The organism is Acidobacteriota bacterium, from assembly GCA_016184105.1.
Lineage (GTDB): Bacteria > Acidobacteriota > Vicinamibacteria > Vicinamibacterales > 2-12-FULL-66-21 > JACPDI01.
Map to the genome: position 1 here is coordinate 13,070 of JACPDI010000058.1, position 17,680 is coordinate 30,749.

The window sequence follows — 17,680 nt, forward strand, 5'->3', positions numbered from 1 at the left end:
CCCCCCTCCTGCTGATGGCGCTTACCGGACCAGGAACAGCGTGTCCTGGCGGCGGAGGGCCCACCGGGTCTTCCCGTCGGCGCCGACGATCGCGTCTTCTTCCTGCGGCATCCTGACGCGCTGATCTCCCCACTCCGGCACCGGCGTCGTCGTCTGCAGCTCGATTGAAAACCACATCGAGGGGATGACCTTCGCGTCGCCGCGCCCGGGCACGCCGTCCTGGTAATCCCACAGGCCGATGAGCGGCCCCGCGCCGTGGCCGTGCAGGCCGATCGGGTGCGAGTAGAGCGTGCCGTCGATGCCCTTCGCCTTCAGCCGCGACAACGACGCGGCGAGAATCTCGTTGCCCGTGCGCCCAGGCCGGATCTCCTCCATGGTGATGTCCTGCAGCGCGTTCGAGTTCGCGAGCGCGCCCGCCAGCCCCGCGGGCGCCTCCGTTTCTCCCTCGCGCAGCACGTACGCCATGTGCTGCGTGTCGGTGTTCAGCCGGGCGACGGTGATCCCGACGTCGCAGTGCAGCACGTCGCCGCGCTCGATGACCGGATCCGAGCCGACCTGCGCGTCGGTCATGCCCTTGCGCTGCACGTCCACGCTCGGCTGAAACCAGGTGGCGAGCCCGAGATCGTTGACCTGCTGCCGCCACCACCACACGAGGTCACTCGTCCGGATCCTGCCGGGCGCGATCACCTCGCTCGAAAACATCCGCCGCGTGAGCGACCAGACCAGCTCCTGCATGCGCCGGAAGAACGCTTCCTCCTCGGGAAGGCGGGACGCGATCAACTCGAGCGGCAGCCCCTCGGCGTTCCGGAACTTCCCGGTCCACGCGGCGCCCAGCGCCTCGGACATGCCCTCGAGCTCGCCGCTCGACAGGCCGTCTGAAAACGCGAACACCCTCGAGCGGTTGATGCCGATCGCGCGCGGGTTGCGCTCCTCGATGACCGCCTTGAGGATCTGCCACTGCTCGTCGCCCCACAGCTCCGCCTGCTGGCCGCGCCCTCCGGTGGCCGGCCTGGTGGATCGCCGCGCCTCGAACACGCCCCCCTGCGAGGTCCCGCCGAGCGCGATCCGCTCGACGCACGAGGCCGACGGCGGCGTGGAGGCCGCGGCGCACGTGTCGAAGAACACGTAGATGGTCCGGCGGCGGGCGGCGAACGTTTCCGGCGCCGTGATGGCGGTGAAGACGGGATCCTCGTTGTACTCGCGCATCGGCACGACCCACATGTCGATCGCGTGCCGGCGCATGAGTGCGGGAAGAAACGTCTCGAGCCGTTTCTTCAGCCACTCGCGCTGCATCGCGGCCTGCTCGCGCAGCGTGCCGAACGGGCGCGCGGCGGTGGGCTGCGCAACGGCGGGCGCGGCGCCGAGCACGAGAGTCGCGAGAACGACGAACGGACGGATGGGTCGAATCATGGCGTGTCCGGCTCAGAGTTTACCGCACGGCGCTCGCGGCGGGCGCTCTCCGACCGTCATCGCGCGAACGGCGTCCGGTGCGGAGCCGCGCGTCAGGGTCGCGGAGCGACACCACACGGGCGGCCTACCAGACGCGGCACATGTTCTCTCGCACCATCGCAGCGCCCGCGCTGCAGTTGAACGCCTTCTGGAACTCCGGCATGCTGGACACGACGCCGTTCACGCGGTATTTGCCGGGAGAATGCGGGTCGGTCACGGCAAGCAGCCGCGCCATTTCCGCGGTCTGGTTCTGGCACCAGATCTGGCCCCAGCCGAGAAAGAAGCGCTGCTCGGAGGTGAACCCATCAATCGGCGGCACGCGCCTGCCGCCAAGCGTGTCCACGAGCGCCATCAGCGCCAGGCGGACGCCTCCGTGGTCGGCGGTGTTTTCGCCCAGCGTCAGCTTGCCGTTGAGCGTCACCTCATCGATCGCGGTGTACCCCCCGTACTGCGTCACCAGGCACGCCGTGCGCTCCTCGAACCGATGGGCGTCCTCGGGGGTCCACCAGTCGCGCAGGTTGCCCTCCGCGTCGAACTGCCGCCCCTCGTCGTCGAACCCGTGCGTCAGTTCGTGGCCGATGACCGCGCCGATGGCGCCGAAGTTGACGGCATCGTCGAGGTCGCGATCGAAGAACGGCGGCTGCAGGATGCCTGCCGGGAAATTGATATTGTTCATCTGGGGATCGTAGTAGGCGTCGACCGTCGGAGGGCTGATCAGCCACTCCGCACGATCGACCGGCCGGCCGATTTTTGCCATCTGGCGGTCGAACTCGAACGAGTTGCTCCGGAAGAGATTCCCCAGCGCATCGCCGCGCACGATCTCGAGGCGCCCGTAATCGCGCCAGCGATCGGGATAACCGATCTTCTCGGCAATCGCATCGAGCTTCGCCCGCGCCTGCCGCTTGGTGGGCTCGCTCATCCACGACAGGTCGCGGATGTCCGCCTGAAGCGCCTTCTCGAGCGCCCGGACCATCGCCAGCGCACGAAGCTTGCCGTCGGCGCCGAAAGTCTCGCCGACGAACAGTCGTCCGAGCGCCTCGCCGAGGCTCCGGTCGGTTGCCTCCACGCAGCGCCTCCAGCGCGGCGCCAACTGCGAGGCGCCCGTCAGCGTCCTGCCATAGAACGAGAAATTCTCGTCGACCAACGCGGAGGCGAGCACGGGCGCGCTGGTGCGCACCAGATGCCAGGTCAGGTACGTCTTCCATTCTTCGAGGCTGCGCTGCTGGATCTGCTGCTCGACTGCCGCGAGGAACTCGGGCGCCGCCACGTTCAACACCTTGATGTCCGGGGCGCCGATGCTGCGCAGGTAGCGGGCCCAGTCGAACGACTGGGTCGAGGCGGCAACCTGCGCCATGGTCGTCTTGTGATACAGCCTCGCGGGATCCCGGCGTTGGGCTCTGTCGAGCGACGCGCGGGCGAAGGCCGTTTCGATCGCCATGATCGTGGCCGCCTTCGCGCGTGCCGTTGACGCCGGATCTCCCATCAGGCCGAACATGCGTTCGACATGCGCGCCGTACTGCGTGCGGAGCGCTGCTGATCTCGGGTCCTCTTTCAGATAGAGGTCGCGGTCGGGCAGGCCGAGCCCTCCCTGGTCGGCGACCGCAATCACCGACGTCGCGTCTTTGAAGTCCTGCTCCGACCTGAAACGAAACGCCACCCTGACACCGAGCCGGTGGAGGCGGCCGATCGCGGCCGACAGGTCGGCCGTGCTCGCGATGGCCCGGATCGGCTCGAGGTAGGCGTCGAGCGGGGTCAGCCCCCTGGCGTCGATCGCGGGCTCGTCCATGCACGACGCGTAGTAGCCGCCGATCTTCGCCGCGTCCACGTCGGGCGAGTTCCGGGCCGCGGCCGCCGCTTCGAGAATCCGCCGCAGCGTCGCGAGATTCCGCCGCTGCAGTTCGTCGAACCGGCTCCACTTCGGCTGATCGGGGGGAGCGGGGTTGCGTGCGATCCAGCCGCCGCACGCGAACTGATAGAAGTCGGTGCAGGGATCTGTTGCCCGGTCCAGCGCAGTGAGATCGAACCCCGGTGTGACATCCGATTGTCCGCCTGGCGGTTCTGCGCCCTGCAGGGCCGGCAGCGGTTGGGCCATCGTGACGGACAACAGGATGAACAGGATGAATGCCTTGCGGAAGTGCATGGTGGCTCCTTGGCCGCGAGTTCCGTGACGCGTGACGGACGCGTCAGGACGCTCGGGCCGCACCGCGGCGCTTATCGTGCCGCCGCCCGAACCGGCGCGCGACGGCCGGCGCCGCCGGCGCCCCCATCGCGGAAATGGTCGCATCGAGCAGCTCGCTCGTGCGAAGGAGCGAGTCGACCACGATCTGGCGTGATTCTTCGACTTCTTCGACCGCGAGCCGCTCGGCGAGTTCCCGGTTGCCGGAGGCCAACGCCTCGATGAACTCGGCATGCCCGGTACTCATCTCCTCGCTGCGGTCCCTCGCCGACAACCCGAGATAGAAAACACGTTCCATGGCGTCGAAGACGCCGGCCAGCGCGTTGGCGATGCGCTGGTTGCCGGCGGCCCGGGCGATCGCCAGGTGCACCTCGCGGTTCGCCCGGATGAGCGTCTCCTCGCTGGCCGTGTGGCCGGGCCGATAGCCCGCGCGGCACCGCGCATCGATTCGCGTGAGGAGATCCGCATCCACGCGTCCGGCGGCGCGCGAAGCGGTGAACGACTCGAGCAGCATGCGGAAGTCCATCAATTCCTGGACGTCACGCAACGTGATGGGGGCCACCTCGTAGCCCCGGCGGGGCACGGACCGTACGAGGCGTTCGTGCCCGAGTCGCACCAGCGCGGCGCGCACGGGCCCCTTGCCCAGCTCGTAGGTCGACGAGAGGTACTGCTCGGTGACGAGCGCGCCGGGTTTCAGTACGCAACGGATGATCTCGCGTTTGATCCGTGCGTATGCCAGGTCCACGAGACGATCCTTGGTTGCGCCGGCGGTGCCCGCGCCCGAGGCGCGGTCGGCGTACGCGTTCGATCGGCGCGGTTGTCTGCGATTGGTCAACGGTCCGTGTCCTCTTCTCAGAAAAATACACCCGCCTCGGTGCAGTTTCGTGCAGCGGCGGCCGGCCCGGTCAACGCGCCGCGGGCCTGTCGACCGGCATCATGCGCCTGGCGGCCTCGATCGCCCCAAGCGCGTCCACCAGGCCGTGCCCGACCCAGTCGTTGGGCTCGGGCTCGTTCAGGAGGTCCAGGCGCGCCGACTCGCGCAGCGCCTTTGCGATCAGCTGGACGTAGGCCGCCGGCTTTTTCAGCAGCGCCGGCGTCGGCGGGGCGGCGCTCTTCATCAGCGCGACCACTCCCGCGGCCAGCGGCACGGCGAGCGACGTGCCCGACCCGTACCCGTTCCTGACGTCCTGCAGATACTGCGGCACGACGAAGAAGACGTTGTGTGAAGGCGTGACGACGTCGATCAGGGGATTGGTGACGCTGTGAGCCCAGCCCCCGTACCCCTCTTCGTGCTTCTCCGCTCCCCCGGCGAGCACGACTTCGCCGTCGAACGCCCGGTATTGCTTGCTGCCGGTATGGATGCCGAGGAACTCGCGCGCGATGTTGCCCGCACCCGTGCACAGCACGACGTTCTTCTTGTATGCGTACCGGACGGCGTCGGCGAGCACGGGTTCGGTGGCGGGCAGCACCGCCGAGATTGAAATGACGTCGGCGCCATGGTTCACGGCGTAGTAGATGCCGGCGGCGATCGTTTCGTACGGCCAGAAGTCGTACGGCGGATCGTTCATCGTGTCCGAATCCAGCGATCGGATCGGCATGATGCGGGCGTCGGGCGCCGCCAGCATCACCATCGAGGCGGTCGCCGTGCCGTGCCAGCCCCAGTCGACGGTTGACAGCGGTTCTGTCGCCCACGGCGGCAGCGTGCGCTGAACGAGCGTGAACCCCGGCACCACCTTGCCCTGGAACAGGCTGTTGGTGGGATCGAGGCCCGAGTCGATGACGGCCACAACGATGCCCTTCCCGGTCGAGCGCGCGTGGGCCTTGCGCAGATTCAGCGCGTCGGCCGCCCACTGGCTTCGGAAATCAGCCTCGATGAGGTTGCGGAACCACCTGTCCTTCGGCAGATCGGGCGGGTCCACCTTCGCGTTGTAGCCGAGCGACTGCAGCACCAGATCCAGCCGGCTCTTCCCGCGATTGTGCGGCAGGGTCATCTCGAATTCAGCGGTGCCGCCCCTGCGGAAGAGCGAGCCGACGAAGCGGCCCGCGTAGTCCCGTGCGAGGTCGGTATACAAGGCCGTGAACCTGGCGAGAGAGTCCTCGTCACCCTTTTCCAGCAGCTGGCGGAATGCCGGCTCGGACTTCTGGTACGCGAGGTTCATGAGCCGCTCGAACAGGAACGGGATCTTGCCCTCCGCCTCCATCAGCCGGACGGCGTCGCCCGCGGTCAACTGATCCTGCGCCGGATGGCGCCCGAGGTATGTGGCGACGGCGGCGAAGAACTGCTTCTTCGCCTCCGCGTGGATGCCGGCGAGACGCGCCTCGTGTGGGGCTTGCGCGGCGGCGTCCGCCGGGGCGGCCATCGCGCACAGCGCGCCGAGCGCAACGCGGGCCACCATGCCGGACTGACATGTTACAAATGTGCTATAAGGTGTCAGCTGGCTCCCTCCATCACCCGCTTATAGCACCGCTGTTCGCGTGACGTCAACGTGAGATCGGGCTTGACACGGCAGGCTATGGCCCATTATAAGAATTTCACCGCGACCAAGCTGCACGTGTACAGCACACCCTGAAACATGTCAGGGTCCCGTATGTCAGCCCCTCTGCGCCGGCGCGCCGTGGCGAAGAGCGAAGCTGGCGTTGGTTGCACCTGCGTTCCTAGAAGGAGGACCTATGGAAGCCTTGCGCTGGCTTCGCGCTCTCGGGTTCGCGGCTGTCGGCGTCGGAATCGTGTGCTCGCCGTCGGTTCACGCCGCGGAGACCGGAACGATCAAGGGCACCGTCGTCGACTCCGCGAAGCTCGCGCTGCCCGGAGCCAGGGTGTCGGTCGTCGAGACCTCGCTTGTCGCCCTGACGGACAACAGCGGTGCGTTCACGCTCGTCCTTCCCCCCGGCCGGTACACCGTGATCGCGGAGCTCTCGGGCTTCCGGAGCGAGACCCGGCCGGAGGTGTCCGTGGCAGCCGGCGAGACGACGGCGCTCGCCTTCGAGCTCGCGATCGCGTCGTACATGGAGCGGGTGACGGTCACCGCCACGCGCACCGAGACGACGCTGAAAGATGTGCCGCAGAACGTCACCGTGCTCACCGCGACGCTGCTCGAGTCGATGCCGATCACGTCCACCGTCGGGGCCTTCGACAAGGTCGTCGGCCTCGACGTGAGCGGCATGGGCGCCGGCATCGCGCGCCCCGTCTTCCTCTCGATCGACGGGTACGACGATACGTACATCCGCAAGATGGTCGACGGCGTCGACGTCAACAACCGGAGCAACAACTTCGGCCTGATGTCGGAATTCCCCCTCGAGCTGATCGAACGGATCGACGTGATCAAGGGCGGCTCGTCGGCGGTCTGGGGCAGCGGGATGGCGGGCGTCATCAACGTGGTGACCAAGCGGCCGGAAAGCCCGCAGCCGCTCGTCCATCTCACCCTGTCGGCCTCGCACTGGGGAGAGATGGATTTCGGAGACGGCAACGCGGTGGGCCAGTCCGGTTCGTACGGGAAGGCGGCGGTGGACGTCTCGCAGCGGATCGGCCAGGCCGGCTACTTCCTCTACGCCTCCTATTTGAACTCGGGCGGCTTCCTCGAACACACGATCGAGCGCCTGGGCAAGTTCGCCGGAAAGTTCAGCTACGATTTCGCGCCAAAACGGTACGCGGAGGTGTTCGTCAGCAACACCAACACCAACAGCGAAGGGGGGCACATCTTCGCGGCGTACCCCGGCACGCCGCTGTTCTTCTGGAACTATCTCGACGACACGAAGATCCGCAATACGATTTCCACCATCCGTTACGTGGACGATTCGCGCGAGCGGCTGCAGTTCAACGCGACCGGGAAGCTCAGCAGCTACACGTTCGACCTGACGCGGACCAAACCTTGACTCGCTGACCGCGCGCCCCGGTGTCGAGAAGAACAAGTTCGGCGACACGATCACCGGCGGCTCGTTCCAGGCGACCTATCGCTGGTCCCCCGGGCGGGATCTGACCGCGGGAGTGGACTACTACCACATCGATTCGGATTTCACGACGATCGGCTTCGGACACCTGACCAACGACGAAGTCGGTCCGTACGTGAATCTCACGCAGAAGGCCGGCCGGCTCACCCTGAACGGCGGGGTGCGCTACGACGGCAGCCGCGTGTTCGAGGGCCAGGTCAGCCCGCAGGCCGGCGCGGTCTTCAACATCGGCCGGGCCACGCTCGTGCGCGGCAGCGTGTCCCGAGCCTACCAGGCCCCGATCCTCTACGAGCTGGTGGGCGTGTCGCTGACCTCGCAGGTGCTGCCCAATCCCGACCTTCGGCCCGAGCGCGCCTGGCTGTACAGCGCCGGCTTCGAGAGCAACGAGCTGCCGTGGCTCTGGACCAAGCTCTCGTTCTACAACCACAGGATGACCGAAGGGATCGTGACCAAGCAGCTCGACAACGGCCGCATGATGTGGGACAACCTGGACACCTTCACTCGAAAAGGGGTCGAGGCTGAAGTCAGGGGGCAGCACCCCGTCGGCCTCTTCGCGTCGCTCGGGTACAACTACAACAAACATGAGAACACAACCCCGGAGAGCGAGCGGCTGCTGACGTGGATCCCCACGCGCATCTGGAAGTCCGCACTCGGTCTTTCCAACGCCCGGGTCGGGGTTGATGTCAACCTGACGGGCAAGTACATCTGGTACAACCAGCAGGACTTCATCAGGGAAATCCTGCAGGCCAACGATGCGAAGTGGGTCTTCGACCTGCGCGTCTCGAAGAACCTGAACCTGAGCGACAAGCGATCGGTCTCGATCTTCGCCAACGTCTACAACCTCACCGACACGCTGTTCTGGGAGCGGATCGACTTCCCGTACGCGAGACGCTGGGTGGACTTCGGCGCGAAGTTCACATTCCGGTAGTCGGCCGCCGGCGCGCGCGCGTCCGTTCGTCCGCAGGAGGCATCATGAGACTGGGCACGTACCGCGCCGCCGCCACCGCGGCGGCGCTGATCGGCCTGCTCGCCGGATCGGCGGGTGCGGCAGGGATCGAGCAGGCGCCCGCGGCGATTCCGAGCGATCGGCTGCAGGCGATCTTTGAGGCGGGGCGCGCCGCGTTCTTCACGGAGGTCGGCGCGCGTCTGGCGGGCTCGCCGCACCGGGCTCTGCTCTCGGAGGCGGAGGCGGCGAAGCTGACCGGTGGCCTGCCGGACCTCTACGACCGCATCATGGCGCTGGCCTGGCAAAAAGACGCACCGGCCTGCGAGGCCCTCATCCGCAGCGGCGATGCCGTCGCGCTCGAGAAGCGGTTCCGGGCGCTGTCGATCGACTACGCCCGCCGGCTCGTGGACCACCTCTTCATGAAGTCGGCCGACTACGACTTCATCATGAGCTTTCCTTCCAGCAAGGATCGGCGCCCCCTCGAGATGGTGCTGCGCACGCTGGGGTACGGCGCGACGACCCGCGACCCGGGACTGCCCCGCGAACGCTGGAACCGGCCGCCGGATCCCAAACTGACCCGCCAGTGGTGGCCGTCGGCCATCCGGCTTCAAGAGGCGCATCGCGTGACAACCGGGCAGGGCGTCGTGGTGGCGGTCGTCGATACGGGCATCGATCGCTCGCTCGGCCTGTTCAAGGATCGCCTGGTCGACGGCGTGAACCTCGTGGCGCGCTGCGGTCCCCCCTGGACCAGCTGCAACAACGAGACCTGGGACTGGGGGGACCACGGCACCAGCGTCACCTCCGTGCTCCTCACCACCGCGCCCGGCGTGAAAGTCATGTCCGTGCGCCAGGGCGACGGCGGAGTCATGAACGATCCCGCCTATCCGTACTGGCTCTACGAGGCCATGTCGGCCGCCATCTATTACGCGGTGAACCATGGCGCACAGGTGATCAACATCAGCGCCGGGCTCGGCGAGGATCTGCCCGTGCTGCGCGAGGCGGTGTCGTACGCGTGGGATCGCAACGTGCTGGTGCTGGTCAGCGCGGGGCGCTGGGGCCGGTTGAGCAAGATTGGCGATCCGTTCCCACCCGACTACCCGGCGTCCTATCCGAACGTGATTCAGGTCGGCACCTTCGGCGTCAGCCAAGGGCTGTTCGAAGCCTGGGAACGGCTGCACCCGAGTCCGGAGATGGACGTCCTGACGCCCGGGATGGATGTCTACTACGAGGTGCCATCGTTCTCGGCCGCGGGCAGGAACGGCTCGGGGACGGGGACGTCGCTTTCGGCCCCGGTCGCCTCGGGAGTAGCGGCGCTGATGATTGCGGCCCGCCCGATGACCGCCACGGAAGCGAAGGCGCCCGGCGCGTACAGCCGGCTGCTCGAGCAGGGCCTGCAGAAGACGGCGAATCCGAAGCTCGTGGGCCGAACCGGTTTCGACCCCTTGACGGGCTACGGCGCGATCGACGCCGCCGCCGCCGTGGAATGGATGCGCAAGCAGTGAGAAAGGGAGGCACCATGCGAAGCGGGACACTGACTGCCGCCGCGGCCGTCTTGATCGGCGCGCTGATTCTTCCGGCTGCGGCGCTGGCCGCCGACGATCGTGCGAGCGCGGGTGCAGAGTCGCCAGCCGCCAGGACCTGGGAAGAGGCCAGGGACGTCTTCTTCACGACGATCGACCAGCTCCTCGCACGCAACCCACGCAGCCAGGACATCGGCGGCAAGGACATGGCCGCGCTGCTCGACGCGCGGAAACAGATTCCCTACCTGTTCGAGCGCGTGATGCTGATCGCGTGGCAGAAGCACGAGCCGGAGTACAGCGAGTGGCTGCGCAAGGGAGACGAAGCGTCGCTCGCGCGCTTCCACGGCGCGTTCATCGCGCTGGCCAGGGACTACGCCGGGCGCTTCGTCGGCTCGCTGTTCCGCACCGCGGAGACCCAGGACTTCGAGAGCGCACTGCCGCACAACCGCGGCAAGTCGCGGCTCGATCTGGTGCTCCAGTCGCTCGGCTTCAACGCCCGCAACGACCTGCCGGACGTCCCGAAGGAGAAGTGGTTCACCAACGCCATCGCGCCAGACTACCGGGCGCACTGGACGCTCGATGCCGTGAACGCGCGTCCCGTCGCCGGCTCCCCGACGGGAAAGGGCGTCGTGGTCGCCGTGCTCGACTCCGGTCTCGATCCCTACAACTCCCTCTTCAAGGATCGGACGGTGCCCGGCTTCAGCTTCCTGCGCCGCACGCGTCCGCCCTGGGAGCAGGAGGACGGTCCCACGATCGACTGGGGATACCACGGGACGGTGACGGCGTCCACCGTGCTGCTCGTCGCGCCCGAGGCGACGATCATGCCGGTCCGGGTGTTCGACGGCGACACGATGAACGATCCGGTGTACGACTACTGGCTGTTCGAGTTGATCGCGGCCGGCGTGTATTACGCGGTTCACCATGGAGCCCACGTCATTCAGATCGGGGCGGCGCTGCAGGCGTCCCAACCGGTCGTCGCCGAAGCCGTTCGCGATGCCTACTACCACAACGTCGTCATCTCGTCGTCGGCCGGCAACATCTCGCGTGCGTTCTTCGGCATCGATCCCGCGAAGCAGCTCTACCGCGCGTTCGACACCGAGGTCCTGCTGGCGGGCGGGGTCCAGAAGGAGGGTGACCAGGTCCGGCCGTGGCCGCACACCGTGCCCAACACGTTCATGGACGTGGTCACGCCGTCGCAGGACGTGTACGTCATCGCGCCTGTGTATGCGCCAGACCTCAAGGATTCCTACGTAGCCGGCACGTCGCTGTCCTCTCCCATTCTGTCCGGGGTGATAGCCCTCATGCGGAGCGCGGCGCCGCCGCCCGCGTCCCTGCTTGCGCAGCCCGCCGCGTATGCGCGCCTGGTGGCCAAGTGCGTGCGCGAAACGGCCAGCCTGAGCCGAATCGGCCTCGTCGAGCGGAACGACTCGGTGGGCGAGGGCCTGCTGGACGCAACCGCCGCGATTGGCGCCGCCCGCCGTGCGCTCGCCCCGGGCAGGAAAGGCACGGAGAACTAGCGGACGGACCGTAAGCGCGGCGGACGCGCAAGAAACACGAGAAGCCATGCGCCGGCGAACGACTCCTCTTGTCGCGCTGTGCGGCCTGATCGGCCTGGGAGTCGCGACGCGCGCCGGCGACGACGTGCGTCACGCGACTGTCGTGCCGGAGGCGATCCTCCGCTTCATCGCGGACGAGGTCAATGGCTTCGCCGCGTTCAACAACCTCGCCGTCATCACGACTTACCACCGGACCAACGGCTCGGATGACCTCGCAGCGCTGTTGGTCCGGATGACCGCGAAATGGGAGCGGTACGGGTTTCGAAACGTGCAGATCCTCCGCGTACCCGTCCGCACCGGGTACGAGTTCTTCGGCTTGCAGAACTTCGACGGGCAGGTTCCCTCGCGCGTCCGCGGCGCCGAGCTGCGGCTGGTCAAACCGCATCCGAAGCTCATCACGACCACCGAAAGCGCGCCGAGCGCGCTGGTCGGCGGCAGTCGCGCGGTGGACCTCACCGCGCCCGTTGTCTGGATCGGCCGGGGTGACGATCCGAAGAACTACGAGGGCAAGGACCTCAAGGGCAAGATCGTGCTGGCGGGCAACGCCTTGGCGGAGGCCGTCAACCAGGTCGCGGTCCATCGCTACGGCGCCGCCGGCGTCCTGATGTTCTACGACCTTCCGCACAACAGCGGCGACAACAACGACGCCAACCTGGATACGTGGATGTCGCCGCGCGGGAAAGACGGGAGCCCGTCGACCTTCGCGTTCATGCTCTCGAACAACCAATACCGACTCCTGAAAGGACTCTTGGATCGGGGCGAGCCGGTGGTCGTGCACGCCAAGGTCGACGTAGAGATCAAGCAGGGTGACGAGGCCGTGTTCGAGATGCTCGACGCCTCGATTCCGGGGACCACCTATCCCGACGAGGAGTTCCTGATCTGGGCGCACATGGATCATCCGTTGCCGGGCGCCGTGGATAACGGGAGCGGCATGGCGGTCGTGATGGAGATCGCTCGCACACTTCGGGCACTCGTCGACAACGGGGTGGTGCCGGCGCCCAAACGAACCATCCGGTTTCTCTGGGCGCCCCACGTGACCGGGCTCTACATGTACTTCTCGCAGCATCCGGAGAGGCTGGGAAGGATTCGCGGCGGCCTCTCGATCGACAGCGTCGGAATAGACCAGGCCGTCTTCTCGAGCTTCTTCGCGGTGAGCAAGCCCTCGCACGCGCTCGCCTCGTACTGGACGGCCGCGCTCGAGAGTCTGACGGAGCATCTGGCGCAGCGCACCAATCGCGATCTGCTCGACTACAGTAACCTCGACAACCTGTACACCCCAGAAGGGTCACGGCAGCAGTTCAACATGCGGCTTCAGCCGTACAACGGGGGCGGCGACGAATTCCAGTCCAACAACAACACCGTGGGTATCCCGACCATGGCTTTCGGGAGCGCCCCTGTGCCGCCGCGCCACAGCCAGCTGAACGGCCTCGGCTACGTCGATCCGACAGGATTGCATCGCGCGTCGTACCTCGGGGCGGCCCTCGCCTTCCTCTTCGGCTGGGCCGATGCCGACACCGTGTGGCGCCTGACCGACGAGGTCTACTACCGGGGCCTGCTGCACCTGACGGCGGAGGCTGAGAAAGCTCGGACCGCCCTGATGGTGGCCGCGAGGACGGAAGTGCCCTCCGCGTACGCGCGCGGGCGTCTTCTGCTGAAGTACGGCGGCGAGCGCGAGCTCACGATGCTCGCCTCGCTAAGGCCGCTCGTCCCGGCCGCGCCGGCCGCGCTCGCCCGCATCGACGAGCGACGTCGTCGCATCGAAACGTTCGTGGCATCGTTCCAGGCCGAACTCGCCGGCGAGTTCAATCGGCGCTGCCACGAGCTCGGTCTTGCTGCGGTGGAGCCGGCGCCCACGCCCGAAGAACGCGCCCTGGATGAACTGGTGCCGGCGCCGGTTCCCGGCATCGTGGGCACCTCCTCCTACTTCGGCGGCTACTATGAGAAGGTCATTGGCAGGGAGAGGCTTGCCTCCTTCCAGTTGAACCCGAATTTCGCATACGGCGTCATGGGCTACACGGAGGCGCACAACTTCATCGACGGCAAGCGCAGCATTCTAGACATCTATCAGGCGACCGCCGCCGAGTTATGGAGCGAGGGTTACCCCCACTCGCACGACATCACGCTGACCGAGGCCGGCCGCTATATGCGGATGCTCGAAGCGGCCAAGGTCATCACTTTGAGGAAGAAGCGGCTCGAGAAGCCGTAGTCGGGAGGCGCACATGCGGCGTACCGGGCTGGTTGTCGTGCTCACACTTCTCGTTGCGACCGGCGGCGGCCGGGTCGGTCTCTGGGCGGATCAGCACCCTGAGCTCTGGACGATCCCCGACATTGTCTTCGAAGCGCTTTCCGGCGAGGCTGCCAAGGCGCACGTCATCGAGATCAGCCGTTTTTACCGCGAGGACGCGACGCCAGGGTTCCACGAAGCCGCGCTGTACATCGCGGGAGCAGCTCGGCAGGCCGGCCTTCGAGACGTGCACATCGAGACGTTTCCGGTCGACGGGAAGATCAGGCACTTCAATCTGACGACGCGCTTCGGGTGGGCGCCCCGGCGCGGTGAGCTCTGGCTCGCGGATCCGAGGCTCAAACTGGCGGACTTCAAGGAGATCAGCACCCACCTCGCGACGTGGAGCACGCCGGCGGACGTCGAGGCCGAACTCGTGGACGTCGGAGCGGGAAGAGCGTCCGACTTCGAGGGCAAGGACGTTCGGGGAAAGATCGCGTTCACCTCCAGCCCTCCGGCGGACATCCAGGCGGAGGCGGTCGGCCGCCGCGGCGCGATCGGCATCGTCTCCTACTGGTCGCCCATCACGCGATTGACGTTTCCGGACCAGGTCCAGTGGCTCGACACGAACAACAACCGGCTGGCCGAGAAGTGCTTTGCCTTCGTGCTGTCGCGGCGCCAGGGGCTGGCGCTCAAGGACCGTCTGGTGAAGGGGCCGGTCAAGGTCCACGCGCTGGTTGACGCGGTTCTCGGGCCGGGACAGCTCGAAGTGGTGAGCGCGGTGATCCCTGGACGGGAGCTGCCGGACGAGGAAATCTGTCTCGTCGCCCATATCTGCCATTTCAGGCCGAGCTCCAACGACAACGCCAGCGGATGCGGGCTGTTGCTCGAGCTCGCGCGCGTGTGGCAGGACCTGATCGCGCGCGGAGCGATCGCCGCGCCGCGCCGGACGATCCGGTTTCTCTGGGTGCCGGAAAATCACGGGATGGTCGCATACGCGGAAGCGCATCCCGAGATGAGCGCGAAGGTGAAGGCTGCGCTGGATCTCGACATGGTCGGCGAGGATCTGGACCGCGCTAATGCGATCTTCCGGATCATCCGCACGCCGGAGTCGAGACCGAGCTTCCTGAACGACGTCGCCGAGCACTTCCTCCAGCTCGTCGCAGAGCGGGAGGTCGCCGCACCGAGCGGAACTCGAAGCCGCTTTCGTTACAGCGTGGATCCGTACACGGGCGGAAGCGACCATGCGTGGCTCAACGACGCGGGCGTCGGCGTGCCCGCCCTTCTGTTCACTCACTGGCCGGATAACTTCTATCACTCCAGCGAGGACAGCCCCGACAAGGTCGATCCAACCGAGATGAAACGCGTTGGCTTGATCGCGTTCGGCGCGATGCGCCTTCTTGCGGATGCCCGGGGCGCGGACGTGGACCGTCTGGCGGAGCGGGTCGCCAGCGGCGGCCGGACACGGATCGCACAGGAGTCGAGCCGCGCCCTGACGCAGGCGCTCGACGAGCCCCAGGCGGAACGGGCACGGGCGCGACTGCGCTCGCTGCTGAACCTCGAGCGCGACAGCGTGGTGTCTTCCGCCGCGCTCGACCCGTCACGGCGCGAGGCGATCGCGCGGATTGCGGACGGCCTGTTCGCCGACGAGCGTGCGGCAATCGACCGGACGATCGCCCGGCTGCCGGTCCCTCGACGCGCTGCCATCATGGAGGGAAGCGCGCTCGTCCCGCGACGAACGGGGCGCTATCTGAGCGCCACGTGGCGCAACAACGTCACGGACCGCCTCGATCCGCAGTCGGCCGAGCGCACCATCACGTTGCTCGAGCGCCTGCCACAAGGGGACCCTTCCGCGAGCGAGTTGTTCAACCTGTTCGATGGGCGCCGCACGCTCGAGGACATCGCCCAGATTCTCGAGACTCAGCGGTTCAGCGAGTACATGTTCAACGAGTACTTCGGTGACGGCTCGCTCCAGCCGCCCCACCCCTACCGCGGCCCGCGAACGAACCGCGAGGAGCTGGCGGAGCTCGTCGTCCTGCTCGAAAAGGCGGGGCTCGTGACGACCCGGGCCTCCCGCCTCCCCTGACAGCCTCCGCCGCGCCCCATGAACGGCGGCCGGAGGGCGTCAGTGTGTCTGTAGGACAAACGCCGACACGCCGCCCATTTCGTAAGAACCGCGACAGCGTTGACAGGCGTTGTCGGCCTGCCTCGCGGCCGGGCCTCGCAAATGTCCCGTAAGTGATTGTGTTGAAGGCGGATGGACGGGAGCATCGCGCGGGCGCTCTCTGGCGCATCCGTTGCAACGGCGGAAGCGCCCCTGCAAGTCTGGTCCCAACGATGTCAGAGAAGCGGAACCCGCCCTCACCCGAGCCACGCCACGCGCGAAGCGCCAGTGTTGCCCTGCGCGCCAGCATCCTGGCGGGACCCGAGGTCAGCGTCATCGAGATTTCCAGACAGGAGCTGGTCGTCGAATCCGACGTTCGCCTCACGCCCGGCGCCGGCATCTGCCTGAACGTGTCGATCGCGGGAGCGAATTACCTGGCAGGCGGCCGCATCACGAAAGTCGATGCGGCGCTCGCCGCCGGGCAGGTGAGATATCGCGCCAGCGTGAAGCTCGATAACGAGATGCCCGCCTTCGATCTGGTGCAGCCACAGCCCGCCGTGGAGCCGGCTGTGCCCGAACCACCGAGTGTCGGTCCCGCGCCGCGCACCGCGCCAGAACCTGCCGCCGCGGAGGAGCCCATGGATCACCAGCAGACGCTGCAGATGTTGAAGACCGCGCTGCGGTCCAGCGAGGCGGTCCGCAAGGAGCTTGTCGAAGAGCTCGAGGCGGCACGCGCGAAGTGGGACGCCGAACGGCAAGCGCTCGAAGCCAGGGTCGGCCAGGTCCAGAAGAGCGCGACGACGGCCGGGCAGCAGATCAGCAACGCCCGCGAGGCCGAACGGCTGCTCGCGGGGAAGTACGCGCAGGAGCAGGCGGCGTGGGTGAAGGAACGCGCCGCGCTGCAGGAAAGCGCCAGGCAGGCGGAGGCCCGCGCGAAGGAGTTCGAGCCGAAGGTGAAGGATCTCGAGACGCGCGCGGCGCAGGCCGAAGCCGCCGCGAGACAGGCCGGCAGCCGTGTCGACCAGATCCAGCAGGAGGCCAGGACGATTCAAGAGCGGGAGCGCGCAGCCGCGGCGCGGGTGAAGGAGCTTGAAGCCGGGCAGCGCGCGCTGCAGGAGGCCGCGAAGAAGGCGGGGGAGCTCTCCGCCAAGGCGGCGCACGATCTCGCCGCGGTTCGCGACAATGAGCAGCGCCTGGCGAAGCGCATCGAGGAGATGACCGGCAAGATGGACGGCCTGCTCGAGGACCGGCAGCGCCAGGAGGCCGAACTCGAAGCCGCGATGGCCATGGTGGCCGCCGCCGAACAGAAGATCGGCGGGCACGAGAAAGAGCGCCGCGACTGGGCCGCCCAGAAAGAGCGCCTCTCGGCGCGGCTGCAGACCACCGAGAAGTGGTGCGCCGATCAGCAGCATCTGCTCTACGAGCTGCAGCAGCACCTGGGCCGCGCGTCGACGCTGCTCGATGGCTGGACGCCGCAAAGCCTCGACGAAGCGGACGGCGAGCAAGCCGCCGCCCGCAAGGCGACCGCCTAGCCCGCATTATTCATGACGTGTAGATAAGAGTCTATGAAAGCCTCCGCGTGAAGCGTGTGACCCGTGTCAGGGATCGAATGGTGGCGAGAGGCAGTGTGGAGCGGCCGAATCGCACGTGAAGAGGTCGCCGACGCGGGCACGCGCGTCGAGCAGACACACGTCGGCCCAGCTGTCGAGCGGGGACCGCGCCGACCGGTCTACCCGGGGCGGGCACCGAGGCGCATCGCC

Annotated in this window: 11 protein-coding genes; 7 read left to right on the forward strand and 4 right to left on the reverse strand. The window is 67.4% G+C overall.

All coding sequences use genetic code 11. The features are described from left to right. Positions 1-21: 21 nt before the first annotated feature. The 4 genes from HYU53_18425 to HYU53_18440 form a co-directional block, all read right to left on the reverse strand. Complete coding sequence (locus tag HYU53_18425) at positions 22-1,410, reverse strand: aminopeptidase P family protein (protein MBI2223169.1); 1,389 nt, start codon at positions 1,408-1,410, stop codon at positions 22-24. 124 nt (positions 1,411-1,534) lie between these two features. After that, complete coding sequence (locus HYU53_18430; protein ID MBI2223170.1) at positions 1,535-3,541, reverse strand: M13 family metallopeptidase; 2,007 nt, start codon at positions 3,539-3,541, stop codon at positions 1,535-1,537. Between the two features lie 91 nt (positions 3,542-3,632). Further along, positions 3,633-4,460, reverse strand: coding sequence for a GntR family transcriptional regulator (locus HYU53_18435; GenBank protein MBI2223171.1), 828 nt, complete (start codon positions 4,458-4,460; stop codon positions 3,633-3,635). A 70-nt stretch (positions 4,461-4,530) separates the two neighbouring features. Continuing rightward, the gene (locus HYU53_18440) at positions 4,531-6,021 is read right to left on the reverse strand and encodes a S8 family serine peptidase (protein ID MBI2223172.1); all 1,491 of its coding nucleotides are present in this window, start codon (positions 6,019-6,021) and stop codon (positions 4,531-4,533) included. Positions 6,022-6,295: 274 nt separating this feature from the next. On the opposite strand from HYU53_18440, the gene HYU53_18445 reads away from it, so the two are divergent. The 7 genes from HYU53_18445 (at position 6,296) to HYU53_18475 (ending at position 17,452) form a co-directional block, all read left to right on the forward strand. Continuing rightward, positions 6,296-7,498 carry a TonB-dependent receptor gene (locus tag HYU53_18445; protein MBI2223173.1) on the forward strand — a complete coding sequence of 401 codons (1,203 nt, stop codon included), beginning with the start codon at positions 6,296-6,298 and terminating at the stop codon, positions 7,496-7,498. A gap of 4 nt (positions 7,499-7,502) precedes the next feature. Further along, positions 7,503-8,501: a TonB-dependent receptor gene (locus HYU53_18450; protein ID MBI2223174.1), complete on the forward strand. Its 999-nt coding sequence runs from the start codon at positions 7,503-7,505 to the stop codon at positions 8,499-8,501. Positions 8,502-8,545: 44 nt separating this feature from the next. Then, positions 8,546-10,021 (forward strand): S8 family serine peptidase, encoded by a 1,476-nt coding sequence (locus HYU53_18455; GenBank protein ID MBI2223175.1) that lies wholly within the window; start codon positions 8,546-8,548, stop codon positions 10,019-10,021. 14 nt (positions 10,022-10,035) lie between these two features. Then, the gene (locus tag HYU53_18460) at positions 10,036-11,556 is read left to right on the forward strand and encodes a S8 family serine peptidase (GenBank protein MBI2223176.1); all 1,521 of its coding nucleotides are present in this window, start codon (positions 10,036-10,038) and stop codon (positions 11,554-11,556) included. A 46-nt stretch (positions 11,557-11,602) separates the two neighbouring features. Then, positions 11,603-13,801 (forward strand): DUF4910 domain-containing protein, encoded by a 2,199-nt coding sequence (locus HYU53_18465; protein MBI2223177.1) that lies wholly within the window; start codon positions 11,603-11,605, stop codon positions 13,799-13,801. 13 nt (positions 13,802-13,814) lie between these two features. Beyond that, a complete protein-coding gene (locus HYU53_18470; GenBank protein ID MBI2223178.1) occupies positions 13,815-15,902 on the forward strand; it encodes a DUF4910 domain-containing protein in 2,088 nt (695 codons plus the stop codon). 251 nt (positions 15,903-16,153) lie between these two features. Next, positions 16,154-17,452: a hypothetical protein gene (locus tag HYU53_18475; GenBank protein ID MBI2223179.1), complete on the forward strand. Its 1,299-nt coding sequence runs from the start codon at positions 16,154-16,156 to the stop codon at positions 17,450-17,452. The last annotated feature ends 228 nt before the right edge of the window (positions 17,453-17,680 follow it).

Coding starts and splice junctions, on each gene's coding strand:
- HYU53_18425 (MBI2223169.1), bottom strand. CDS start 1,410: ATGATTCGACCCATCCGTCCGTTCGTCGTTCTCGCGACTCTCGTGCTC.
- HYU53_18430 (MBI2223170.1), bottom strand. CDS start 3,541: ATGGCCCAACCGCTGCCGGCCCTGCAGGGCGCAGAACCGCCAGGCGGA.
- HYU53_18440 (MBI2223172.1), bottom strand. CDS start 6,021: ATGGTGGCCCGCGTTGCGCTCGGCGCGCTGTGCGCGATGGCCGCCCCG.
- HYU53_18445 (MBI2223173.1), top strand. CDS start 6,296: ATGGAAGCCTTGCGCTGGCTTCGCGCTCTCGGGTTCGCGGCTGTCGGC.
- HYU53_18455 (MBI2223175.1), top strand. CDS start 8,546: ATGAGACTGGGCACGTACCGCGCCGCCGCCACCGCGGCGGCGCTGATC.
- HYU53_18460 (MBI2223176.1), top strand. CDS start 10,036: ATGCGAAGCGGGACACTGACTGCCGCCGCGGCCGTCTTGATCGGCGCG.
- HYU53_18465 (MBI2223177.1), top strand. CDS start 11,603: ATGCGCCGGCGAACGACTCCTCTTGTCGCGCTGTGCGGCCTGATCGGC.
- HYU53_18470 (MBI2223178.1), top strand. CDS start 13,815: ATGCGGCGTACCGGGCTGGTTGTCGTGCTCACACTTCTCGTTGCGACC.
- HYU53_18475 (MBI2223179.1), top strand. CDS start 16,154: ATGTCAGAGAAGCGGAACCCGCCCTCACCCGAGCCACGCCACGCGCGA.